General features: G+C 42.4%; 17 protein-coding genes and 1 pseudogene. 14 read left to right on the top strand and 4 right to left on the bottom strand.

What is annotated here, in order from left to right; translation table 11 throughout:
- Positions 1 to 28: 28 nt before the first annotated feature.
- The 12 genes and pseudogenes from OS173_RS04550 (at position 29) to OS173_RS04495 (ending at position 11,314) form a co-directional block, all read left to right on the top strand.
- Complete coding sequence (locus OS173_RS04550) at positions 29 to 1,396, top strand: Do family serine endopeptidase (RefSeq protein WP_267183093.1); 1,368 nt, start codon at positions 29 to 31, stop codon at positions 1,394 to 1,396.
- Between the two features lie 312 nt (positions 1,397 to 1,708).
- On the top strand, positions 1,709 to 3,493 hold the full coding sequence (lepA, locus tag OS173_RS04545; protein ID WP_267183092.1) for a translation elongation factor 4: 1,785 nt from the start codon (positions 1,709 to 1,711) through the stop codon (positions 3,491 to 3,493).
- Positions 3,494 to 3,505: 12 nt separating this feature from the next.
- Complete coding sequence (gene lepB, locus OS173_RS04540; protein ID WP_267183091.1) at positions 3,506 to 4,306, top strand: signal peptidase I; 801 nt, start codon at positions 3,506 to 3,508, stop codon at positions 4,304 to 4,306.
- Between the two features lie 57 nt (positions 4,307 to 4,363).
- Complete coding sequence (locus OS173_RS04535; RefSeq protein ID WP_267183090.1) at positions 4,364 to 4,723, top strand: DUF4845 domain-containing protein; 360 nt, start codon at positions 4,364 to 4,366, stop codon at positions 4,721 to 4,723.
- A 2-nt stretch (positions 4,724 to 4,725) separates the two neighbouring features.
- Positions 4,726 to 5,385, top strand: a complete 660-nt coding sequence (gene rnc / locus OS173_RS04530; protein WP_267183089.1) for a ribonuclease III — start codon at positions 4,726 to 4,728, stop codon at positions 5,383 to 5,385.
- Positions 5,378 to 6,280 (top strand): GTPase Era, encoded by a 903-nt coding sequence (gene era, locus OS173_RS04525; protein WP_267183088.1) that lies wholly within the window; start codon positions 5,378 to 5,380, stop codon positions 6,278 to 6,280. The genes rnc and era overlap by 8 nt, the downstream gene beginning before the upstream one ends.
- 5 nt (positions 6,281 to 6,285) lie before the next feature.
- Positions 6,286 to 6,948 (top strand): DNA repair protein RecO, encoded by a 663-nt coding sequence (gene recO / locus OS173_RS04520; RefSeq protein ID WP_267183087.1) that lies wholly within the window; start codon positions 6,286 to 6,288, stop codon positions 6,946 to 6,948.
- Between the two features lie 150 nt (positions 6,949 to 7,098).
- Positions 7,099 to 8,919, top strand: a pseudogene (locus OS173_RS04515) (acetyl/propionyl/methylcrotonyl-CoA carboxylase subunit alpha); the annotation flags it as partial.
- Between the two features lie 68 nt (positions 8,920 to 8,987).
- Positions 8,988 to 9,887 carry a hydroxymethylglutaryl-CoA lyase gene (locus tag OS173_RS04510; protein WP_267183196.1) on the top strand — a complete coding sequence of 300 codons (900 nt, stop codon included), beginning with the start codon at positions 8,988 to 8,990 and terminating at the stop codon, positions 9,885 to 9,887.
- Complete coding sequence (locus OS173_RS04505) at positions 9,884 to 10,222, top strand: tRNA-binding protein (protein WP_267183085.1); 339 nt, start codon at positions 9,884 to 9,886, stop codon at positions 10,220 to 10,222. The genes OS173_RS04510 and OS173_RS04505 overlap by 4 nt, the downstream gene beginning before the upstream one ends.
- Positions 10,223 to 10,261: 39 nt before the next feature.
- Positions 10,262 to 10,528 carry a DksA/TraR family C4-type zinc finger protein gene (locus tag OS173_RS04500; RefSeq protein ID WP_267183084.1) on the top strand — a complete coding sequence of 89 codons (267 nt, stop codon included), beginning with the start codon at positions 10,262 to 10,264 and terminating at the stop codon, positions 10,526 to 10,528.
- A 15-nt stretch (positions 10,529 to 10,543) separates the two neighbouring features.
- Positions 10,544 to 11,314: an endonuclease/exonuclease/phosphatase family protein gene (locus OS173_RS04495; RefSeq protein WP_267183083.1), complete on the top strand. Its 771-nt coding sequence runs from the start codon at positions 10,544 to 10,546 to the stop codon at positions 11,312 to 11,314.
- 221 nt (positions 11,315 to 11,535) lie between these two features.
- On the opposite strand, the gene OS173_RS04490 is transcribed toward OS173_RS04495, so the two are convergent.
- The 4 genes from OS173_RS04490 to OS173_RS04475 all read right to left on the bottom strand — a co-directional run bounded on the left by OS173_RS04490 (position 11,536) and on the right by OS173_RS04475 (position 18,613).
- Positions 11,536 to 13,575, bottom strand: coding sequence for a M13 family metallopeptidase (locus OS173_RS04490; protein ID WP_267183082.1), 2,040 nt, complete (start codon positions 13,573 to 13,575; stop codon positions 11,536 to 11,538).
- Positions 13,576 to 13,671: 96 nt separating this feature from the next.
- On the bottom strand, positions 13,672 to 16,425 hold the full coding sequence (locus OS173_RS04485; RefSeq protein WP_267183081.1) for a DUF349 domain-containing protein: 2,754 nt from the start codon (positions 16,423 to 16,425) through the stop codon (positions 13,672 to 13,674).
- On the bottom strand, positions 16,425 to 17,396 hold the full coding sequence (dusB, locus tag OS173_RS04480; RefSeq protein ID WP_267183080.1) for a tRNA dihydrouridine synthase DusB: 972 nt from the start codon (positions 17,394 to 17,396) through the stop codon (positions 16,425 to 16,427). Before dusB ends, OS173_RS04485 begins: the two co-directional genes overlap by 1 nt.
- Positions 17,397 to 17,404: 8 nt before the next feature.
- A complete protein-coding gene (locus tag OS173_RS04475) occupies positions 17,405 to 18,613 on the bottom strand; it encodes a TraB/GumN family protein (RefSeq protein WP_267183079.1) in 1,209 nt (402 codons plus the stop codon).
- Between the two features lie 154 nt (positions 18,614 to 18,767).
- On the opposite strand from OS173_RS04475, the gene OS173_RS04470 reads away from it, so the two are divergent.
- Both OS173_RS04470 and OS173_RS04465 read left to right on the top strand, forming a co-directional pair.
- Entirely contained in the window at positions 18,768 to 20,519 is a 1,752-nt protein-coding gene (locus OS173_RS04470; protein ID WP_267183078.1) for a cation:proton antiporter domain-containing protein, read from the top strand.
- 204 nt (positions 20,520 to 20,723) lie between these two features.
- Positions 20,724 to 21,920: a pyridoxal phosphate-dependent aminotransferase gene (locus OS173_RS04465; protein WP_267183077.1), complete on the top strand. Its 1,197-nt coding sequence runs from the start codon at positions 20,724 to 20,726 to the stop codon at positions 21,918 to 21,920.
- The last annotated feature ends 1 nt before the right edge of the window (position 21,921 follow it).

The raw sequence follows: 21,921 nt of genomic DNA, 5'->3' as shown, positions 1-21,921 counted from the left end.
CAAATACTTACTATCTAAGGAGAAACACATGAGACAAAAAATAATACCTTTATTTGGTTTGATTTTGGTATTTCTGACGCCAAACCTATTAGCCGCCGGTTTGCCTGATTTTACTGATTTGGTAAAACAATCTTCTCCGGCAGTGGTTAATATCAGAGCCCGAGAAAATGCCGCTGATAACGCACAATCCCAACAAAACATACCCAATGAAGAATTATTCCGATTTTTTGGTATTCCTAATCCCGGTTCACCGCCAAACAGAGATCGCGTGTCCGGTGGTACCGGTTTTATTATTTCAGCTGATGGATATATTTTAACCAATCGACATGTGGTTGATGGTGCAGATAAAATCACCGTAACCTTGAGAGATCGCCGTGAGTTTGAAGCTGAAATAATTGGTGAAGATGAAGCCAGTGATGTTGCTGTTTTAAAAGTGGACGCGAAAAATTTACCAACCTTAAAATTTGGCTCGGTTACAGACCTTGAGATTGGTGAGTGGGTCATGGCGATTGGTTCACCGTTGAGTTTCGAAAACTCAGTGACCAAAGGCATCGTCAGTGCCAAAGGACGTAATATCAGAGGCCAGCAATATATTCCCTATATTCAGTCAGATGTGCCCATTAATCGCGGTAACTCAGGTGGTCCGTTAATTAATATGGATGGTGAAGTGGTGGGTATTAACACCCTGATATTCTCCAATACCGGTGGTTACATGGGGATTTCGTTTTCTATTCCCATTGATATTGCCATGAATGTGGCTGATCAAATACGCAAAAACGGCGTGGTTAAGCGCGGATTATTAGGTGTTGGTATCGAAAATGTCACCCAAAAAATGGCTGATTATATGGAGATGAAAACACCCAGAGGTGCCTTAGTCAATCAAGTATCAGAAGGCAGTGCAGCCGCTAAAGCCGGTATCAAAGTGGGTGATGTCATCATTCGATTTAATGGTCAAGATATCTCTACTGCTGATACTTTGCCGCCTTTAGTGGGCATGGTTCAACCCAACACCAAAGTCAACTTAGAAGTTTTTAGAGACGGTAAAACTAAACGTCTAACCACAGAATTAGACGCCCTCGATGAAAGTCTCGCAGGTTCAGAAACTGATGATACGGATTCTGTTAAAGCCGGTATTGGATTCTCGGTGAGTAAATTATCAGAACAAGATAAAAATAGAACCGGTGAAGACAAAGGTGTCATCGTCAGTGATATCAGCGACCGAGAAGTACAGCGTGCGCAATTGCGGGTGGGTGATGTCATTAAGGAAGTGAACAAGCAACCCATTGAAGATTTGTCCGATTTTAGTGATGCGATTGATGCATTAAAAGAAGGTCAACCATTGGTTCTACTGGTTAAGCAAGGACCGGCAAATCGCTTTATTGTGATTGAACGCTAACCCAATTGCGTATAGAATACACAACAAATCCCATGCAATCGATGGGATTTGTTGTTTCTGGGAATCTAAGCCAAATATTTCATGTCATCGGTATGAAAGCCGTTGCAAGTAAACACATCATAAACAAATGAAATTTTTGAGAAATGAGCGTTTGTACCTGAATGGTTTGCTACAGCACTTCTCTGTGCTGTCTTTCTTTTCGGGCAGCAGAGCTGGGCAAAACATTCCAGATGTTTTAGTTATGACAAAATGGCTGTATAACTTACATAAAGATATTTGGGTTTAATCATCACGCGAGGCTATTAACACACCATGAAAAATATAAGGAATTTTTCAATTATTGCGCATATTGACCACGGAAAATCGACCCTGGCGGACCGCTTTATTCAGTTTTGTGGTGGTTTAACCGAACGTGAAATGGATCAACAAGTTTTAGACAGCATGGACATTGAGCGTGAACGTGGTATTACCATTAAGTCACAGTCAGTGCGTTTAAAGTATCAAGCCGATGACGGTCAAGAATATCAATTTAATCTCATTGATACCCCGGGTCATGTCGATTTTTCTTATGAAGTATCTCGCTCATTAGCCGCTTGTGAAGGGGCTTTATTGGTGGTGGATGCGGCCCAAGGCGTTGAAGCCCAGTCAGTGGCCAATTGTTACACAGCCTTGGATATGGGGTTAGAAGTCATCCCAGTCATCAATAAAATTGATCTACCATCTGCGGATGTGGAACGGGTAAAGTCCGAAATTGAAGATGTGATTGGTATTGATGCCTCTGATGCACTGTTGGTATCTGCCAAGACCGGTCAAGGTATTGAAACGGTGTTAGAAGCGATTGCCGCACGTATTCCTGCGCCGAAAGGAGACCCTGAAGCGCCGTTACAAGCCTCGATTATTGATTCTTGGTTTGATAATTATCTGGGTGTGGTGTCTTTGGTGCGAGTTTTTAACGGTCGATTAAAGGTCAAAGATAAAATCGTCATCATGTCACTTAAAGACCAACAATTGGTTGATGGTTTAGGTACATTTAACCCCAAAAGAACCCCTAAGGACAGTCTAGAGTGTGGTGAAGTGGGCTATGTTAATGCGTCCATTAAGGACGTACATGGGGCACCGGTTGGTGATACCATTACCACCGTAAAAAATTCAGCGGCTAAACCCTTAGCAGGCTTTAAAAAGTCTCAACCACGTGTGTTTGCAGGTTTATTCCCAACATCAGCAGATGATTATCAGGATTTGCGTGAAGCCTTGGAGAAATTGCAACTCAATGATGCCTCTCTGGTGTATGAACCAGAATCTTCCACCGCTTTGGGTTTTGGTTTTCGCTGTGGGTTTTTAGGTATGCTTCATATGGAAGTGGTACAAGAGCGAATTGAGCGTGAATTTGATGTGGATTTGGTGACCACGGCGCCTACGGTTGTTTATGAATTAGTTAAAAAAGACGGTAGCAAGTTGATGCTTGATAACCCCGCTGATTTACCGGATATGTTTGAAGAAATTCGGGAGCCGATAATCAGCGCCAATATCCTACTACCACAGGATTACGTGGGTAATGTCATCACTTTATGCATTGAAAAGCGCGGTATTCAGAAAAATATGGTTTACTTAGGTCGACAGGTACAATTAAAGTTTGATTTACCTTTAAGTGAAGTGGTGCTTGATTTCTTTGACCGTTTAAAATCGGTAAGTCGTGGTTATGCCTCGTTTGAATACGAGTTCAGCCACTATGAAGCGGGACCATTTATTCGCTTAGATGTGTTAATCAACGGTGAACGGGTTGATGCGCTTTCAATTCTGACTCATCGAGACAATGCCCAACAACGGGGAAGAAGCCTCACTGAACGGTTAAAAGATCTTATTCCAAGGCAAATGTTTGATGTTGCTATCCAAGCGGCCATTGGCTCACAGGTAATTGCCAGAACCACGGTTAAAGCCTTACGTAAGAATGTCACCGCAAAATGTTATGGTGGTGATGCCAGCCGTAAAAAGAAATTATTAGAAAAGCAAAAGGCCGGAAAAAAACGCATGAAGCAAATCGGCCGTGTTGAAGTACCGCAAGAGGCCTTTTTAGCGGTACTGAAAGTAGATGATTAGAGGAATTTATCCGTGAATGAAATACATTTAGATTTTGAAGCATATTTAACCCTAGCAGTCTTGTTAACGATTGTTCCATGGTTTTACGTTAAGTTCAAATATCGGAAATCAGATAAAACTCCGGAAGGGGTGGCTGGCCATATTTTAAGCTTCGCCTACTCTTTTTTCCCGGTTTTTTTCTTTGTGTTATTGGTCAGAACCTTTGTTTTTGAGCCGTTTAGAATTCCATCCTCATCAATGATGCCGACTTTACTCACCGGTGATTTTATCGTTGTCAGTAAATATTCGTACGGTCTTAAACTACCTGTGTTGCATGATACAATTATTGAAATAGGCCATCCGAAGCGTGGTGATGTAGCTGTATTTCGTTATCCGCTAGATCAAAAACTCGATTATATCAAGCGGGTTATTGGGTTGCCCGGTGATGATGTTTTTTATGATGTCAGAACCAAGCACGTATATATCAACGGCGAATTGATTGAGCAGGATAAAATAGGTGTTTATGAAGGGTTTTTAGATGATTTACAAGCCCGCAATCGGGTCATTGAGAAAACCGAACAATTGGGTGACCAAAGCCATCGTATGTTAACGATAAATGGTGCTGATATTCAGAATTTCCAGTACACCCGTTTGAAAGTACCTGAAGGGCATTATTTCGTTATGGGTGATAACCGAGATAACTCTGCCGATAGTCGATATTGGGGTTTGGTGCCTGAGCGAAATTTGGTTGGGCGGGCTGAATTTATTTGGATGCACTGGCGAACGCCGCACTTTTTCGAAGGTTTGAAGAGAATTGGTAGTAAGATAATTTGACAAATGCCTGTTTTTGCACAGATAATTTATAATAATCGTTTTAATTAGAGAGCTCCCATGAAATCGTTAAAGAAAGCCCAAGGTATTACACTCGTTGGTTTTATCATAATGTTGGCCTTTTTAGGGGTCGCTGCTTTTGCCGGTATGCAAATTGTACCGGTTTATTTAGACCACCATTCGGTGGTTAAAGCCATGAAAACAGCAGCCAATGAATCAGCCAATCAGACGCCCGCTGAAATAAAAACTCGTATTGATAAATTGCTGTATATCAGCTATGTGGATGTGGTTAAACCCAGTGATTTCAAAGTGGTTCGCGGTAATGGCAGAGAACTGAAAGTTGAATATCAAGTGGAAAAGCCGTTCTTAGGGAACTTATTTTTCGTGATGAAGTTTGATGAAACAGTGCCCTTGAAATAGTTTTGAAAATCTTAGGCCAATCTATTGTTGTCAGTGATTCGTCGTTACTGCAACAAGCATTAACCCACCGCAGCAAAGGCAAAAATAATAACGAACGTTTAGAGTTTTTAGGTGATTCGGTATTATCTTTGGTGGTTTCAAAATATCTTTATGACCATTTTCCTACGTTGACCGAAGGTGATATGTCACGCTTGCGTGCACAGCTTGTTAAAGGAAAAACACTGGCTGAAATTGCCCGACATTATGGTTTGGGTAACCAAATTAAATTGGGTCCCGGAGAGATTAAATCTGGCGGTGTTAATAAAAGTTCTGTGTTGGCTGATGCGGTTGAAGCTGTTTATGGTGCCATATTATTAGATCAAGGTTATCAAACAACCAATCAGTTTATTTTGGCAGTGATGGAACCTTGGTTAGCAGACATTGATCCCAATGAAATTGGCAAAGATGCTAAAACAGGTTTACAAGAGTTTTTACAAAAACAAGGGTTACAATTGCCCGCCTATGAAACTGTTGCTGTAGAAGACTCGGATAATGACCCAACTTTTGAGGTCACCTGTCAAGTCATTGAACTACAGAAAATAACCAAAGCTGTTGGTAAAAGTCGTAAAAAAGCCGAACAAATTGCTGCCGCTAAAATGATGGAATCGATCACTAATGACTAAAAAAGAACAATTCAAAGCCGGTTATGTGGCTGTTATCGGTCGACCTAATGTGGGCAAATCAACCTTGATCAACCAAGTGTTGCAACAAAAGCTCAGTATTGTCAGTCATAAGCCTCAAACCACAAGGCATCAGATTTTAGCCATTTATCATAATCCCCGAGGTCAAATTGTATTTCTGGATACCCCGGGAATCCATAATCAAAAGAAAACAGCTCTTAACAAACAGCTTAATCAAACAGCCCGCAGTTCAGCACAGGATGTGGATGTGGTATTACACTTAGTTGAAGCCGGTCAGTGGCATGATGAAGATCGCCGAGCCGCGGATATAACAATGGCCACTCAAGCCAGTAAAATTTTGGTGATTAATAAAGTGGATTTAATGGACAACAAAAGTGATTTATTACCGTTTGTTGAAAAGATCTTAGGTGATTACCACTATGATGAAGTTTTTTATATCAGCGCCTTAAAAAACAAACAGGTGAATCATTTGGTGGATGGATTGTTTAAGTTATTGCCCGAATCAGCACCGCTATATGAACCATCTTATATTTCTGATCGATCAACCCGCTTTTTTGTATCTGAATTAATCCGTGAACAGTTAACCTTACGATTTCATCAAGAGTTACCATATAGCTTGACGGTGACCATTGATGCGTATGAAGTTAAAGATAATATGACACATATTCATGCCACAATTTGGGTAGAAAGAGAGCAGCAAAAACGCATTATTATCGGTCGCGGTGGTGATGCCATTAAACAAGTGGGCATATTATCCCGGGCAGAAATTGAAAATTTTATTCAATCACGTGTGAATTTGAAATTATGGGTTAAAATAAAATCATCTTGGACCGATGATCAACAAGCCTTAGATGGATTGGGTTACCGAGAACCGTAAGTTTAATGGTTACCGATGATGCTTTTGTACTGCACAAAATAAAGTATAAAAACAGCAGTGAGATTATCAAGCTTTTAAGTAAGAATCATGGACGTATTGATGCCGTGGCCAGAGGTAGTCGCGGTGCTAAATCTGCTTTTAAAGGCCACCTACAGCCGTTTATTAAAACCACAATCAGCTATCAAGGCAAACAAACTTTAAAAACCTTAACACAAGCCGAGCAAACGGGTTTATTTAGTCCCTCAAATTATTTGAATCAAGTCGCCATGCTCTATTGCAATGAGCTGTTGTTATTATTAAATATGGATGAGGAACAAAGCACAGCGGTTTATCCGGAATACCAGAATTTGATTACGCATCTAAACGGCGCTAAATCTGTTTCTTTATACTTGCGCTATTTCGAACTTACACTTTGCCAGCTGAGTGGTTATGCATTGAGTATAGACAACCATATTCCTGATGATACGGCCTTGGTGTTTCAGCCTGACCTGGGCTTGGTGGCCAGTCAAACCGATAAAAACTGTCATGCCGGCACATTTAGACAGTTTATTCAGAAGCAAACCCTCAACAGTGAACAAATAAACAGCATCAACCGTTTATTCCGTCCGGTGGTTAATCACCTGGTAGGCGGTCGTGTAATTCGTAGCCGTGAACTATTGCAAAAATAACTTCTGTTGCTTTGACACTTGTGGCGTACGCTTTTCGCATTTATCACTCGTAATCAATTCATGGTTGTCTGAGGTATTCGAGCGTGCCAATTTGGGCTTTCTTTGCGACAATCAGTTATAATGGCTGTTCTTTAAATATACCCTGATTAGATGTCGATTAAAAAAATACTGATTGCCAATCGTGGTGAAATTGCGGTACGCATTATCGAAACCTGTCGCCGTTTAGGTATTCGCACCGTGGCCGTCTATTCCGATGCCGATCGTTATTCCAAAGCTGTAAATATGGCTGATGAAGCGGTATATTTAGGTGGTGTCAGCTTATCGGATTCATACCTAAATGCTCAAAAAATCATTCAGGCGGCACGTGACTGTGACGCTGATGCCATTCATCCCGGTTATGGTTTTCTGTCTGAACAGGCTGATTTTGCTGAGCAAGTTGATCAAGCCGGATTGATATTTATTGGCGCACCTGCAGAGGCCATGCGTTTAATGGGTTCGAAATCAGCCGCAAAACAAACCATGTTAGCTGCTGGTGTTCCTTGTGTCCCGGGGTATCAGGATGATAACCAAGATGCTGATTTGTTGTTAAAAGAAGCGATAAACATTGGTTTCCCGGTGCTGATAAAGGCGGTGTCCGGAGGCGGCGGAAAAGGCATGAAAATCGTTGAACATGCTGATGATTTTGAGAAACAACTCAGTTCGGCGCAACGAGAAGCGCGTAACGCCTTTGGCGATGATCGGGTGATTCTAGAAAAGTACATCACGCGACCAAAACACATCGAAGTACAAGTGTTTGCCGATAGCCAGGGACAAGTGGTCCATTTGTACGAGCGAGATTGCTCGACTCAGCGACGCTACCAAAAAATTATTGAAGAAGCACCAGCAGCCGGTTTGGGTGATGAATTACGTCAAGCCATGCAACAAGCTGCGGTGAAGGCCACCCAAGCCATTGACTACCGTGGTGCCGGTACCATTGAGTTTATCTTGGACGATGATCAACATTTTTATTTCATGGAAATGAATACTCGATTACAAGTGGAGCACCGCGTGACTGAAATGGTGACGGGAGTTGATTTGGTGGCTTGGCAAATCGCCGTGGCTGAGGGTAAACCTTTACCGTTGTCACAGGCTGAAATTCATTGTGAAGGACACGCCATTCAAGTCCGTGTTTATGCTGAAGATACAGCCAACGATTATCTGCCATCAACCGGTTTGATTGAGGAATTGCAGCTTTCTACTGATGCATACGGTTTAGTCGATTCCGGAGTACGTTCTCAAGACACAGTGAGTATTCATTATGATCCGATGATTGCTAAATTAGTTGCTTGGGGTGTGGATCGCTCGCAATGTATTGCACGCATGCAATCAATGCTCAATCACAGTGTCGTGTTTGGGGTGACCACTAACTTGGCGTTCTTGTCGGCCATCATTGATAGTGAGGTATTTCGAGAACACCAAATTTATACCAATAGCTTAGACAATAAAGCCATCAATTTACAACAAGCCATTCCACCTGAGGTAATGGCTATATTAGCTGATGATTTATTAAAACAAAATAGTCATGCCAGTATTTGGCAAAAAGCCGCTGGTTGGCGATTACAAGGCACACAATCACTCACCATGACCATGATAACAGCTGATCTGAGTCGCACGTTTCAGGTTGAAAAAAATAACGAGGGTTATTTAGTGAATGGTCAACATCATTATCAGCCCACACAAAATGATTATTGTTATCGACACCGTCATCACGTTCAGGTTATTCATCATAATCAACGCTATACATTTCAGTTACCAAACCATGATGTGCAAGCCGTGGCATCAGATGCCAATGCCATGTATGCACCGATGCCGGGTAAAATTATTGCCATCAAAGTAGCTGAAGGAGAACAAGTCGTCCAGGGCGATACGTTACTTATCATGGAGGCCATGAAAATGGAATTAGCGATAAAGGCAGAACGCGATGGTGAAATTAAATCCCTGGCTGTGGTCGTTGATGAGCAGGTCAAAGCAGATGATGTATTGGTGGAGTTAGTGCCATGATGAGTTTACCGCAAAGTGTAAAAATCGTAGAAGTTTCGCCAAGAGACGGTCTTCAGAATGAACAGCAAGTGATTGCTGTTGAAAACAAAGTCCAGTTAATTAATGATTTACGAGACGCTGGTGTTAAACACATCGAAGTCACCGGTTTTGTTAGCCCCAAATGGGTGCCGCAATTAGCAGATGCCACGCAAGTTGCCACCGCGTTAAGCCACGATGAAACAGTGTCTTATTCAGCGCTAGCACCCAATATGAAAGGCTTTGAAGCCGCCATGGATGCCGGTTTTAAAGAAGTGGCGGTATTTACTGCTGCCTCGGAAACCTTTAACCAAAAAAACATTAATTGTAGTATTGCTGAGTCTTTTGAACGCTTTGCACCTATTCTTGAACAAGCCAAGAAACAAGGTATCAGAGTTCGTGGCTATGTGTCATGTGTTTTGGGTTGCCCTTTTGAAGGTGATATCGAAGCCGAGCAGGTGGCAGAAGTCAGTGAAAAGCTATTTACCATGGGTTGTTACGAAGTTTCCTTGGGCGATACCATTGGCGTTGGCACACCGTTAAAAGCGCAGCGAATGTTCACACAAGTGGCAAAACGAATCCCCACAAATTCTCTGGCTGTTCATTTTCATGACACCTATGGTCAGGCCTTGGCCAACATTTTGGCATGTATTCAAGAGGGTGCCCGTATTGTCGATGCGTCTGTGGCTGGCTTAGGTGGTTGTCCTTATGCGCCCGGTGCCAGCGGCAATGTCAGCACTGAAGACGTGGTTTATATGTTACACGGCATGGGTATAAATACCGGCATTGACTTGGACAAGTTAATTGCCGCCGGCGTTAATATCAGTCAGGTGTTGAATCGCCCCGTTAAAAGTCAGGTGGCTAATGCCTTGCATTCAAAATGAATCGCATTACTTGGTCTGAATTCGAACAAGTTGAACTGCGGGTAGGCACCATCGTGTCTGCAGAAGTTTTTAAAGAAGCCCGACAACCGGCTTATTTATTACAGGTTGATTTTGGTCAGTCCATTGGCCTAAAGAAATCCAGCGCCCAGATAACTGCTTTATACCAGATAGATGATTTAATAGGTAAGCAAGTCATCGCCGTAATTAATTTCCCGCCGAAACAAATTGGTCCAATCATGTCGGAATGTCTGGTGACGGGTTTCTATCAAGATGATGGTTCAGTGGTTTTGGCTGTGCCTGATAAAGCATGTAAAAACGGTGTTAAATTAGCTTAATCAGGCTATGGTATCATTATTTTTTTGACAGGAAAAATTATGGCTGGTGGATGGTATAAAGACGGTGCGGTTCAGGAGCAAATTGATGCGGATGTGGCCGATGCGGTTGCGCAATTAAAACAGCGACAAACGTCAGGCCCTAGTCTGAGTCACTGTGAAGAGTGTGATGCGCCGATTCCGAAAGCAAGGCAAGAAGCCATTAAAGGTGTGCGCTTGTGTGTTGCTTGTCAGGAAGAGCATGACAAAACCATGAATAACCGTGCGGGATTTAATCGTCGCGGTTCAAAAGACAGCCAATTACGGTGAGAGCCATAAATAATAATGATTTTTAAACTAGTTAGTTACAACATCCACCGTGCCATTGGTTTAGATCGTCGTTTCAGCCCACAACGTATAGCCGATATACTTAACACCTTAAATGCTGATATTGTGCTGCTTCAAGAGGTGGATTATGGCGTACCGCGGTCAAATGAGTTGGACTTGGCAGCCACTTTAGCGGATATGTGTGACTACCCATATCAGGCAACCGGCTATAATGTCAGTCTTAAAAAGGGTTATTACGGGAATGCCACATTGAGTCGATTCCCAATCGTGGGTGAATCAAATATTGATTTAACCATTGATAATAAGAAAAAACGTGGTTGTCAGCATACCTTGATTGATTTAGACGAATCTCGGAATGACCGCTTAATGCTGGACGTTTTTAATTTACATCTGGGTTTGTCCGCTAAAGAACGTCAGAAGCAGGCTGGTATTTTGTTTCAATCCAGAGAATTTTCTAATATTAATCCGGATTACCCTTGCATAGTCGGTGGTGATTTTAATGATTGGCGTTCTTTGTTACGCGCTTTGTTTATTATCGGCCGTGATTTTCAATGTGCCACTGACCGGACCACCATTCGTGGAAATGAAAAAGCCATTAAAACCTATCCCTCCTTTTCACCACGCGGCGGCTTAGATCGCATTTATTATCGCGGCGGTTTAAAAGTGTTGAATGCACATCGCTCGAAAATTAAAACAGCTAAAATTGCCAGTGATCATTTGCCGATAGTGGTGACCTTTGAATTATTAAAAAACAACGAGAAACACTAATCATCAGTCAAGTGACTGGTCCTCTCAATGTTTTAAAAAAGCGGCATATTAGCTTCTGTGGTGGTTTTTTAAACACAAAGAAATAAAGGTCGCAAAGTGTTTCAATGTATTGTTTTGTACTTTGTGGATAAAGATATTACCCAAATCCGAGGTATACAAGAATTATTGACAATAAAAAAGGCGGCTTGATGGCCGCCCTTATGTGTCTCACAATTATGTGATTACCAGATTTTAACGCGATCTTCCGGTGCTAAATACATACCGTCGCCAGGTTTTACGTCGAAGGCCTGGTAGAATTCCGGCATGTTTCTTAATATGCCATTGGTGCGAAACTCAGAAGGAGAGTGAGGATCTGTTTCAATGCGCTTACGCAATTCTTCATCACGGTACTGGCGCATCCAGACTTGGGCCCAGCCTAAGAAAAACCGTTGATCAGGTGTATAACCATCGATGACTCGATTATCTGTGTAATTTTCTTTGAAGGCTTTATAAGCAATGGCCATACCACTTAAATCACCGATGTTTTCACCCTGGGTGAATTCACCTTTAACGTGAACATCACCCAACACTGTAAATGCGTCATATTGTTTAATTAATTGCGCTGTACGCTGCTCAAAGTTCTTCCGGTCTTCCTCAGTCCACCAATTTTTTAAGTTGCCGTCACCGTCATATTTTGAACCTTGATCATCAAACCCATGTCCCATTTCATGACCAATAACAGCACCTATACCACCATAATTTACGGCTTCATCGGCTTCCAAATTAAAGAAAGGAGGTTGTAATATAGCCGCAGGAAATACGATTTCATTCTTAGTGGGATTGTAATAAGCATTGACCGTTTGCGGATTCATGCCCCATTCGTGGCGATCAATCGGCTGGCCTAATTTACTGCGATTACGCTGTGTCAGAAAACGATTGGCCTCCATCAAGTTAGCCACCAGATCATCCCCTTGTATGGACATAGCGCTGTAATCGCGCCATTGATCGGGATAACCTACCTTGGGGTTGAATTTTTCCAGCTTAACCAAGGCTTTTTCTTTAGTGGTATCACTCATCCAATCCAGTTGTTTAATACTGTCTCCATAGGCATCACGCAAGTTTTCAATCATGACATTCATGCGTTGCTTGGCTTCTGGTGGAAAATGTTTTTCAACATAAATTTTGCCCACTAACTCACCAATTAAGCCATTCACCAAATTAACGCCTCGCTGCCATCGAGGTTCTTGTTCAGGCGTACCTGTCAGCACTGTGCCGTAGAAGTCAAAACTGGCTTGTTCAAAATCTTTGCTTAGATAAGGGGCTGCAGAACGCAGCAGCTGCCAGCGGAAGTAATTTTTCCATTGACTGATATCAAATTCTTCTATGGCTTGGTTAAAGGTGGTTAAATAATCAGGTTGGGTAACAATTAATTGATCAGGTTGCTCTATCATGCTCTCACTTAACCAAGCATTCCAATCAATGTTGGGCAATAAAGCCGTTAATTCACTGAAAGCCAGTTTGTTGTAGGTTTTATCACGGTCACGGTTTTCAATTCGCGTCCAATGACCTTCAGCCAGAAACTCTTCCAGTTGATAGACATTTGCTGCAATGTCTTGACTGTCTTCGAATTCCGCTAAATTAAAAATATCTGCGATATGTTGTAAATATTGGTCACGAATATATTGAGACTGCTCGCCTTCTTTAAAGTAATAATCACGATCTGGTAATCCCAGCCCGCTTTGACCCATATAAACAATGTAGGTATCTGATTGTTTTTGGTCGATGTAAACATACATACTCAATGGTGCGGTGCTATAGATATCTGCATACGCCATATAAGCACTTAAATCAGCGTTGGATTCAATGGCATCAATACGTGCCAGTTGTTGCTCGAGTGGTTGCATGCCCAATTCTTGTAAACGATCAGTATTCATCCAAGAGGCATAGATATCAGCAATTTTTTGTTCCGTACTGCCAACCGCATTGTCTTGCTTTGAAACATCTAAAATAATGTCTTTCACATACTGACGACTTTCATCACTCAGCTTAGTAAAAGAACCGTAATTGGATTTATCGGCAGGCATTTCAAAGGTTGTTAACCAATGACCGTTAACATGGCGATAGAAGTCATCCTGCGGTCGAATGTTCTTGTCCATGTTATCTAAGGTAATGCCTGAGGATACTGGGGCTGTATTCATTGTGCTGTCAGACTGTTTAGTCGGCGTGTTTTGGCATGCCATCAGCGGTAAACAAATAGCAGCTGTTATTAATATCTTTTTCATGGGTGTTATTGAGATTTTAAAATCGCATTATCATAACCTGATTCAACAGCAAAATGTATGTGTCTATGGTCATGGTATCATCGGACTGTCTTTGTTCTAACGGTTAACAGCCAAATCTGTGACCGCTTTGCACACTTTGGTAATACGCTTGTGGGATTTTTTCATAAATCCATCATCAGCTTTGGCTTGTTGGTACCATTGTTGTAGCCAGTTTTGTGCCTGATCATAGACAGTTTTGTTACTATCTGCACCGGACATACGATCAGCTAACACATTGACTTGGTATGCCATGCGTTGATCCAGGTATTGCTTGGGTGTTTCTAAACCGGTGAGGTATTCGCCGGCAATCAACAAATCCAGAAGCGCATCAGTTTGTGTTTCTTGTTCCTGACGTTTGGCAAACGGTTCACGAGCGGCTTGCGGAAATTCACTCAACGCTTGATCAAGTGCTGCGGCTGTTAATTCGCCGTTTTCAAATTGACTGTAAAGCTTATCAATGTTTTGCCATTGATTGATTTCTTTGACAATGGTATGTGACATGATATGTTGTCGCTGCTGGTCAAAGTTTTCAAGCATACTTTGTCGTTCAGTATTGGCTAAATGGCCTTTTTGTGCCAACTGTTGCCATTCACTATTAAAACGGGTGTGTAATTGATCCAAAGATGCAAGGTCCTGACATTGCTTTAATTCAGCGCGAATGGATTTAATTAACTGCTGGCTTTCTTTATTGTGAGCGGTCATTTCAGCTTGCTTGGCTTTTTGCTGTGCTTCGCGCCGGTTAAAAACACGGTCGTTAGCGCGCCGAAATTTTTTCCATAAATTACGTTCTGTTTTGGGGCTGACATAACCCGCTTTGGGCCATTGTTTTTGTAGTTGTTTAGCCGCTTCAATGGCTTCATGCAAATCTTCCACATCAATGAGGGCTTGCGCTTGTTCAATCAGTTGTTGTTTGTTGGTTTCCGCTTTCTTATAGCCAACAGTTAAATGGTTATTGATGCGGTTCATTTCATGCCGTAAGGATTTAGCGCTTTTACCACGGTCTTTTGGTGATAACTTATCTAGGTTTTTCAGGTATTTAACTGCGGTTTTAACCAGTTGTGTTAAATCCGGAGGTGCGGTTTCTTCCAGATCAACTTGGCGCATGGTGTTGATGTGTTGCTCAATGGTACTTAAATAATCGGATTGTTGCTCACTGCGCTTTTCAAAAAAAGGTTGAGCCGGTTCAAACAAAGCTTGTGAGACGGCACGAAACGCTTGCCATTGCTTTTGGTTACGGGGAGAGTAGCGGTCACCGGGTAATTTTTCCATGTCTTCCAAGTCAGACCATTGTTGGTTCGCCTGCTGAAGTTTTTGTAACACTGCATCAGGGTGCATGCCTGAGCCAATTGTTTTGTTGAGGTCTTCGATTATTTCTTGTCTGACTTTATCATGGCTCCATTGTTGCCATTGTCTGAGTTCTTTCAGTTGCTGCCACAGTTGGTCGATGGCGAATTTATGTTTTTTTATCGTCGGGTGGTTAAAACCGGCTTCTTTTTGTAGGTTATTTAGTTGATTGATTTGATTTTTTGCATCGCTTAATTGGCCATCTTTAATTTTCTCGGCGATGGGCTCTAACAATGTGATGGCTTGCTGTGCAGCTTGATCACGGCGTTCAGCAGAGGCGGTAATTTTATCGGCCAATCGAGCCATATCGCTGGTGAATTGTTGTTGTAAAACGGCCATGTCAGCAGTATCAGATGCATTGGCTGTGGCATGTTGCCATTTTTTGTTTAACTGTGTGATTTTTTGTGGTTGCACAGTCGTTTTTTTAAGGCTGTTTTCCAACTCGTTGAGAATATCATGACAAGCAGAAGGCACTTGAGCAGCTTGCTGTGCCGAATTGAGGTGGTTGTTAAGTGTTTCTAACAATTGCTGCCATTGCGCTTGTTGCGCGGTATCTAATAAATCGATGTCTGCTGATTGGTATTGGTTAGCGACTTGTTGTAACTGGGCAAGTGACAGTTGCTCAGCGTTGTCTAATTGGCTTTTAAGTTGGCTTAGGGATTGCTGTTGGCGTTGTTGTTTTTGTTGTTGCAAAAAAGCATCGCGGTAATCGCTGTCCAGCGTCATTTTTGCCGTGTTTAATGCACCTTGATAGCGAACCTTCAGATTTTTCGGTAATTTATCTTGTGGTAACTGGTGCCATTGTTGTTCGATAAGCTCTAAATCAATGGATTGTTTTTTTAGCACCACCTCTTCTAATTGTTTACATAAATTATGAGCGGTTTCTTCTGGAATTTCAGGGTTTTGTTGTTGTAGCTTATCTTCAATGGCGTTTTTTAATACGTTATTTTGATCACCGAGCCGGGTCTTAATTCGGTTGAGTGTTGATGGTTGGTTAATTTTTGTCAGGATGTGTTGTTGCAAATTGCTGTTATTAATGGAGAGCAGCAAGTCTCCCAATAAACCTTGTCGACTTAACCCATCGACAGCAGCTTGCTGTAGCAGCAAAGATTGACCTTGTTCAATTAAATGAATTTTGGCTTCGTTGCTATAAAGTTGTTTAGCCGCTTGTAAATGCGTTTGGGTTTGACCACCTTCTTCAACCAGTGCTAAGGATTGGCTTATTTTTTTGTCAGCCAAGTGTCGCATGTCGGTGTTGGGATGTTCTTTAACAACCTGTTGTAAAACGCTCAAATCGTTGATGCGACTGAGTGCTGCTTTTTGAATCTTCGTGCTGCTGTCCTTAAATACAATTTCTGCTAAGTGTGCACGTAAATTTGCATCTGTACTGTGCTGTACCGCGGCTAAACGGACTTGTTCATTATTGCTCTGCCACTTTGGTTTGTTAAACCAATTTAGAATGCTCATCAGGCCACCTTGGATAATAAATTTTGTTCAATAAATCGTAATTGTTCCACACCGTCGTCAATAACCAGTAATTGACGAGATTGTAATTCTGCCGGTAAATTGGCTGAGAACCATTTGATGTGTTTTTTGGCCATACGACATCCGCGTTGAAGGCCATAGAATGTTTGTAAATTTAACACATGTTGATATAAGGTTGTCATAATTTCTGAGGCCGTTGGCGACATAATTGTTTGCTCATTTCTGAGGTGGGCTAAAATTTGTTTAAAAATCCACGGATTTCCCTGGGCTGCACGACCAATCATTAAACCATCACAACCGGTATAATTGATGACCCATCGTGCTTTTTCTGGGCTATCGATGTCACCATTGGCAATGACCGGTATGCTGAGTTGCTGTTTGACGGCTTTAATTAATGCATAATCTGCCTGACCTGTGTATTTTTGTTGTTGTGTTCGGCCATGAACAAACAGCGCGGATATACCGGCAGCTTCCGCGTCTTCAGCAATTCGTTCAATATTCAAATGGTCACTATCAGTGCCTAATCTGGTTTTTAGGGTGACCGGCACAGTGACTGCATCCACCACCGCTTCACAAATGGCCCTAATCTGTTCCGGATAGGCCATTAAAGCTGAGCCACAACGCTTTTTCGCCACCTTTTTTTGTGGACAGCCCATATTAATATCAATAATTTGCGCACCATTGTTGACGTTGTGTATGGCGGCTTCAGCCATGGCTTTGGGGTCTGAACCGGCGATTTGTACTGCAATGGGACCCGGTTCGCCGTCATGATTCATGCGAAATCGGGTTTTGGCGGTTTTTAATAAAGACAAATCACAACTGAGCATTTCGCCCACTGCATAGCTGGCACCCAGCTCTTTACACAATTGACGATAAGGTCGATCGGTGACACCGGCCATCGGTGCCAGCATCACCGGATGTTCAATGGGATAGGGGCCAATGTGAAAGGACATGGTTCGACTTACACCAATTGACTAAAGATTTTATAACCCGACACCCAAGTAGCCACTGCGGAACCGACATTGGTGAGAATAAACACCAATAAGACCCGTGTCACCGGATTTTTCCACCAACCGGTTAATTTCATGGCATCCGTTTGCAGGGATTCAAAATCCTGAACTTTGGGTTTGCGCACCATGGTTTCTACTAAAGCCGCGACCATGCCGGCCGCAATGGTTGGATTTAAAGATGTAAAAGGTGCTGCTAACATGGCTGCTAAAATGGTCAGCGGATGGCCTCCTGCAATGGCGGCACCGATACCGGATAATAGTCCGTTGTAAATCAGCCAGATTTTAATCAGAGACCAGCCAAGGGCTTCTTCGGTGGCAAAACCCCAAACAAAACCACTGATAATAACGAAAGTAATCAACCAAGGCAGTAGTTTGAACCACTTCTTTTTGGGTGGTATTTTTTCTAATTCGTTGATGGTGTTTTGGTTTTTGTCTTCCTGCGTGGTGTAATCGCTTAATCCTTTTAAATGCCCGGCACCAATAACCACCAGTACTTGGGGTTTGTCCTTATCGGTTTTTAATTGTTGCCCATGAAGGTGTAATTTGGCCGCCATGAACTGATCGCGTTCATCAATTAATGAATGGTAAATCCCGGCGGAATTTTGTGATAGTTCGCTAAATGTACTTTCCAGCATGTCGCCGGTTTTGAGTTTTTCTATTTCTTCATTGCTGATTTCAGACTGTTCAAAAAAACCGCCAAAACCAAAGATCAAATTGGCCTTTTCAAAAAAAGACAAAGATCGCCAGGTGCGTTTCATGGTGATGCCGACATTGCGGTCAATGTTCCACACCGGTAAGTCTTTGGCTTTGGCTGATTCAATGGCCTGTTTCATTTCTGCACCCGGCTCAATGCCCAATTGATTGGCCAGTCTTTTTTGGTAGGCACTCATGGCCAGGTTTGTGGCAATGACACCGGTTTGTTTTTGTTTGATAATGCTGATTAAATCAAGGTTTCGATAACGGTTGCTATCGGTGAGTGCCTGGTAACGCAAATCATCCAATTCAATGGCAACGGCATCATAATCACCTTGTTCAATGAGTGCTTTCACCACATCGGCACTTTTTTGAGAAATATGGGCGGTTCCAAGCAAGGTATATTCAATGCCTTGATGCGAGACAATTTTATGTGGCTGATCAGCCAGAAGAGAAGATAATTCCACGTTTGTGCCAAAAAAAAGCGCTTATTTTATCACCTTTTCAAGGTCATTGTCTGGTTAGCCTCAAAGTCAAAATTAAGCCTTCGTCTGGATTTTTTATTTGTAGTCAAAGATTAAAGGCTATATGATAATTATTATATGAAAAAACAATCTTATCATGCCTGAAACCGGTTCATCAGATCTGCTATTTTGGAATGCTTTGGCATTGATTGTGGCGGCCAGTATTTTTGTGCCGGTATTTGTCAAAATCAAATTTGGTGCGGTTTTAGGTTATCTGGTGGCCGGGATTACCGTTAATTTGTTTTTTTCCGGTGGCTTTTCTGAACATCCGGAAGAATTACTGCATTTTTCTGAATTTGGGGTGGTGCTGTTTTTATTTGTGATTGGCTTAGAGCTTAATCCCGCCACATTATGGGATATGCGTAAAGATATTTTTGGTCTGGGTGCCGCACAGGTTATTTTTAGTGCCTTGGTGATTGGCTTGTTGGCCTATTTGATTGGGGTGCATTGGATCGGTTCGGTGGTGATTGGCAGCGGTATGGCCTTAAGTTCCACCGCCATTGTCATGAGTCAACTCAGTGAAAAGGGCGAGCGCCGCACCTTACATGGTCGAAAAACGTTTGGCATTTTACTGTTCCAGGATATTGCCATTGTGCCTTTATTACTGATTGTGACTTTACTGGCACCGACCGGTGAAGATGTTACTTTGGTCGAAAGTCTCATCGACATTGGTTTAGCAGTTGCAGCCATTGTGGCCCTGATATTAATCGGTTATTACGTGTTGGACCACATTTTTCGGTTATTGGCCTCTACCGGTTTGCATGAAATTATGACCGCCAGTGCGCTTGGTTTGGTGATTGCCGCGGCTTTATTGATGGATATGGTGGGCATGTCCAACGCCATGGGGGCTTTTTTAGCCGGTGTCATGTTATCAGAATCATCCTATCGACATGAGGTTAAAGCTAATATTGAACCGTTTCGAGGGCTGTTCTTAGGGTTGTTTTTTATGGCGGTGGGACTGGCCTTAAATTTACGGGTGGTCATGGAAAACTGGCTACTGATTATTACCATTGCACCGGGTGTCATGCTGCTGAAAATTCTTTTACTGTATGTCATTAGTCGATTTTTTAAGCACGATCATAACACCTCAATTCGCTTGTCTTTTGCCTTGCCGCAATTAGGGGAGTTTGGTTTTGTGTTGTTTTCAGCGGCTGCTGCGGTGGGTATTTTTTCAGGTAATATGTCTTCGATTTTAATTGCCATTGTTTCGGTGACCATGATGCTGTCGCCGGTACCTTTATTGTTTCAAAACTGGTTTATTAATAAAGAGCTACAAGATGTTTTGGATGAAACCTTTGAAGATACCCGTGGCAATGTTTTGATTATTGGCTTTGGTCGATTTGGACAGATGGTGTCACAACCGCTGTTTGCTGATGGTTATGATGTCACCATTTTGGATAACGATGCCAGGCGCATTCGGGAGGCCCGTGGTTTTGGCTTTAAAGTTAATTTTGGTGACGGAACCCGCCGTGATATTTTACGGGCAGCCGGTGCTGACACCAGTGAAGTGGTGATTTTTTGTACCAATAATCCGGAAGTGACCAATCGCAGCATTCGTGCCCTGCAGGCCATCAACCCACAAGCGAAAATTTTTGTGCGTTCTTATAACCGCCGCCATTCCATCGATTTGCATGACATGAATGTCACTTTTTCTGTTCGTGAAACCTTCGAAAGTGCCTTGATTTTGGGTAAGCAAGTATTAATTGAATTAGGTGTCAGTGAAGAACAGGCCAGTGATTATATTGAAGATATTAGGCTGCGTGATTTAGAGCGTTTGCAGGAACAAGCAGAAGGCGATATGGAGTCCGGTATGCATAAAGTGTTGCGTAAACCGGTGACACCTGATTGATATGTCTGGCCCAAATATTTCTTCAATAAGACATTCAGGTACAAACAGGAATCCCCCTTAATTTTTTTAAGTTTTGATGTGTCTTCTCATTTTGGCTATTTTGTGCCGCTTATTTTTGTCGCTGAGGTGAATTATTTGGGTTAAACAGTTGAGTCTTGGCTGATATGCCTTAAGATAAGTGTTTTTAGTTTTTTAAGCATCACTATGAATGAGTTTATTGCTGATTTAGTCAAAAAAGTTAAACCTTCAGCCACCATCGCAGTATCCATGAAAGCCGCAGAATTAAAAGCAGCGGGTCAAGATGTCATTGGTTTGGGTGCCGGAGAACCTGATTTTGATACCCCCGGTCATATTAAGCAAGCGGCTATAGATGCCATCAATAAGGGTCAAACCAAGTACACGGCGGTTGATGGCACGGCTGAACTAAAACAGGCGATTATCGATAAATTAAAACGAGATAATCAGGTGGATTACCATGCCAATGAGCTGTTGGTTTCTTGTGGTGCCAAGCACAGTATTTTTAACTTATTGAATGCGGTGATTAATCCAGGTGATGAGGTTATTATTCCGGCACCGTATTGGGTGTCGTATCCGGATATGACTTTATTGGCTGGGGGTGAATCGGTGATTGTTCAAACCACCGCAGACAATGCCTTTAAAATGACCGCTGCACAATTATCTGCAACCATTACAGATAAAACCAAATTAATTATTCTAAACTCCCCGAGTAATCCCACCGGTCAAGTGTATTCCCAGGCAGAATTAGTTGCCATTTGTGAAGTGGTACAAGCCAACCCCCATGTGCTTATAATGACCGATGATATTTATGAGCATATTTATTGGGGTGATGAACCGCTCACCAATTTAGTGGCCTTGTTTCCGGCACTCAAAGATCGGGTTATTCTCGTCAATGGTGTTTCTAAGGGTTACGCCATGACCGGCTGGCGCATTGGTTTTGCCGCAGCCAATAAGGATATTATTACCGCCATGCGAAAACTGCAGTCGCAAAGCACCTCCAATCCCTGTTCAATTTCACAAGCCGCTGCCGCTGCTGCCTTCAGTGGACCGCAAGATTGTCTACAAACCATGACCGATGCCCTTAAAGAGCGCCATGATTTTGTGGTGCAGGCGCTTAATGAGATAGACGGTATCAACTGTTTATCCGGTGATGGTGCTTTTTATGCATTTGCAGATGTAACTGCGTTGATAGATTTACATAAGGGTTGTGACAATGATGTTGAACTGGCTACCTGGCTATTAGAATCAGCCGGGGTGGCGGTGGTGCCTGGAACGCCTTTTGGCGCACCTGGCTACATACGAATTTCTTTTGCCACCGGCATGGATGTATTAGAAGCTGCCATGGTACGAATCAAAAAAGCAGTTAATGATTTAAAGGACTAAA

It is taken from the genome of Marinicella gelatinilytica (assembly GCF_026410405.1).
Lineage (GTDB): Bacteria > Pseudomonadota > Gammaproteobacteria > Xanthomonadales > Marinicellaceae > Marinicella > Marinicella gelatinilytica.
The sequence above is the reverse complement of the archived record's forward strand: the minus strand, read 5'-3'. Positions and strand labels throughout refer to the sequence as shown.

Coding starts and splice junctions, on each gene's coding strand:
- OS173_RS04470 (WP_267183078.1), top strand. CDS start 18,768: ATGCCTGAAACCGGTTCATCAGATCTGCTATTTTGGAATGCTTTGGCA.
- dusB (WP_267183080.1), bottom strand. CDS start 17,396: ATGTCCTTTCACATTGGCCCCTATCCCATTGAACATCCGGTGATGCTG.
- OS173_RS04495 (WP_267183083.1), top strand. CDS start 10,544: ATGATTTTTAAACTAGTTAGTTACAACATCCACCGTGCCATTGGTTTA.
- OS173_RS04500 (WP_267183084.1), top strand. CDS start 10,262: ATGGCTGGTGGATGGTATAAAGACGGTGCGGTTCAGGAGCAAATTGAT.
- OS173_RS04535 (WP_267183090.1), top strand. CDS start 4,364: ATGAAATCGTTAAAGAAAGCCCAAGGTATTACACTCGTTGGTTTTATC.
- OS173_RS04510 (WP_267183196.1), top strand. CDS start 8,988: ATGAGTTTACCGCAAAGTGTAAAAATCGTAGAAGTTTCGCCAAGAGAC.
- OS173_RS04465 (WP_267183077.1), top strand. CDS start 20,724: ATGAATGAGTTTATTGCTGATTTAGTCAAAAAAGTTAAACCTTCAGCC.
- OS173_RS04485 (WP_267183081.1), bottom strand. CDS start 16,425: ATGAGCATTCTAAATTGGTTTAACAAACCAAAGTGGCAGAGCAATAAT.
- lepA (WP_267183092.1), top strand. CDS start 1,709: ATGAAAAATATAAGGAATTTTTCAATTATTGCGCATATTGACCACGGA.
- OS173_RS04505 (WP_267183085.1), top strand. CDS start 9,884: ATGAATCGCATTACTTGGTCTGAATTCGAACAAGTTGAACTGCGGGTA.
- era (WP_267183088.1), top strand. CDS start 5,378: ATGACTAAAAAAGAACAATTCAAAGCCGGTTATGTGGCTGTTATCGGT.
- OS173_RS04490 (WP_267183082.1), bottom strand. CDS start 13,575: ATGAAAAAGATATTAATAACAGCTGCTATTTGTTTACCGCTGATGGCA.
- recO (WP_267183087.1), top strand. CDS start 6,286: ATGGTTACCGATGATGCTTTTGTACTGCACAAAATAAAGTATAAAAAC.
- OS173_RS04550 (WP_267183093.1), top strand. CDS start 29: ATGAGACAAAAAATAATACCTTTATTTGGTTTGATTTTGGTATTTCTG.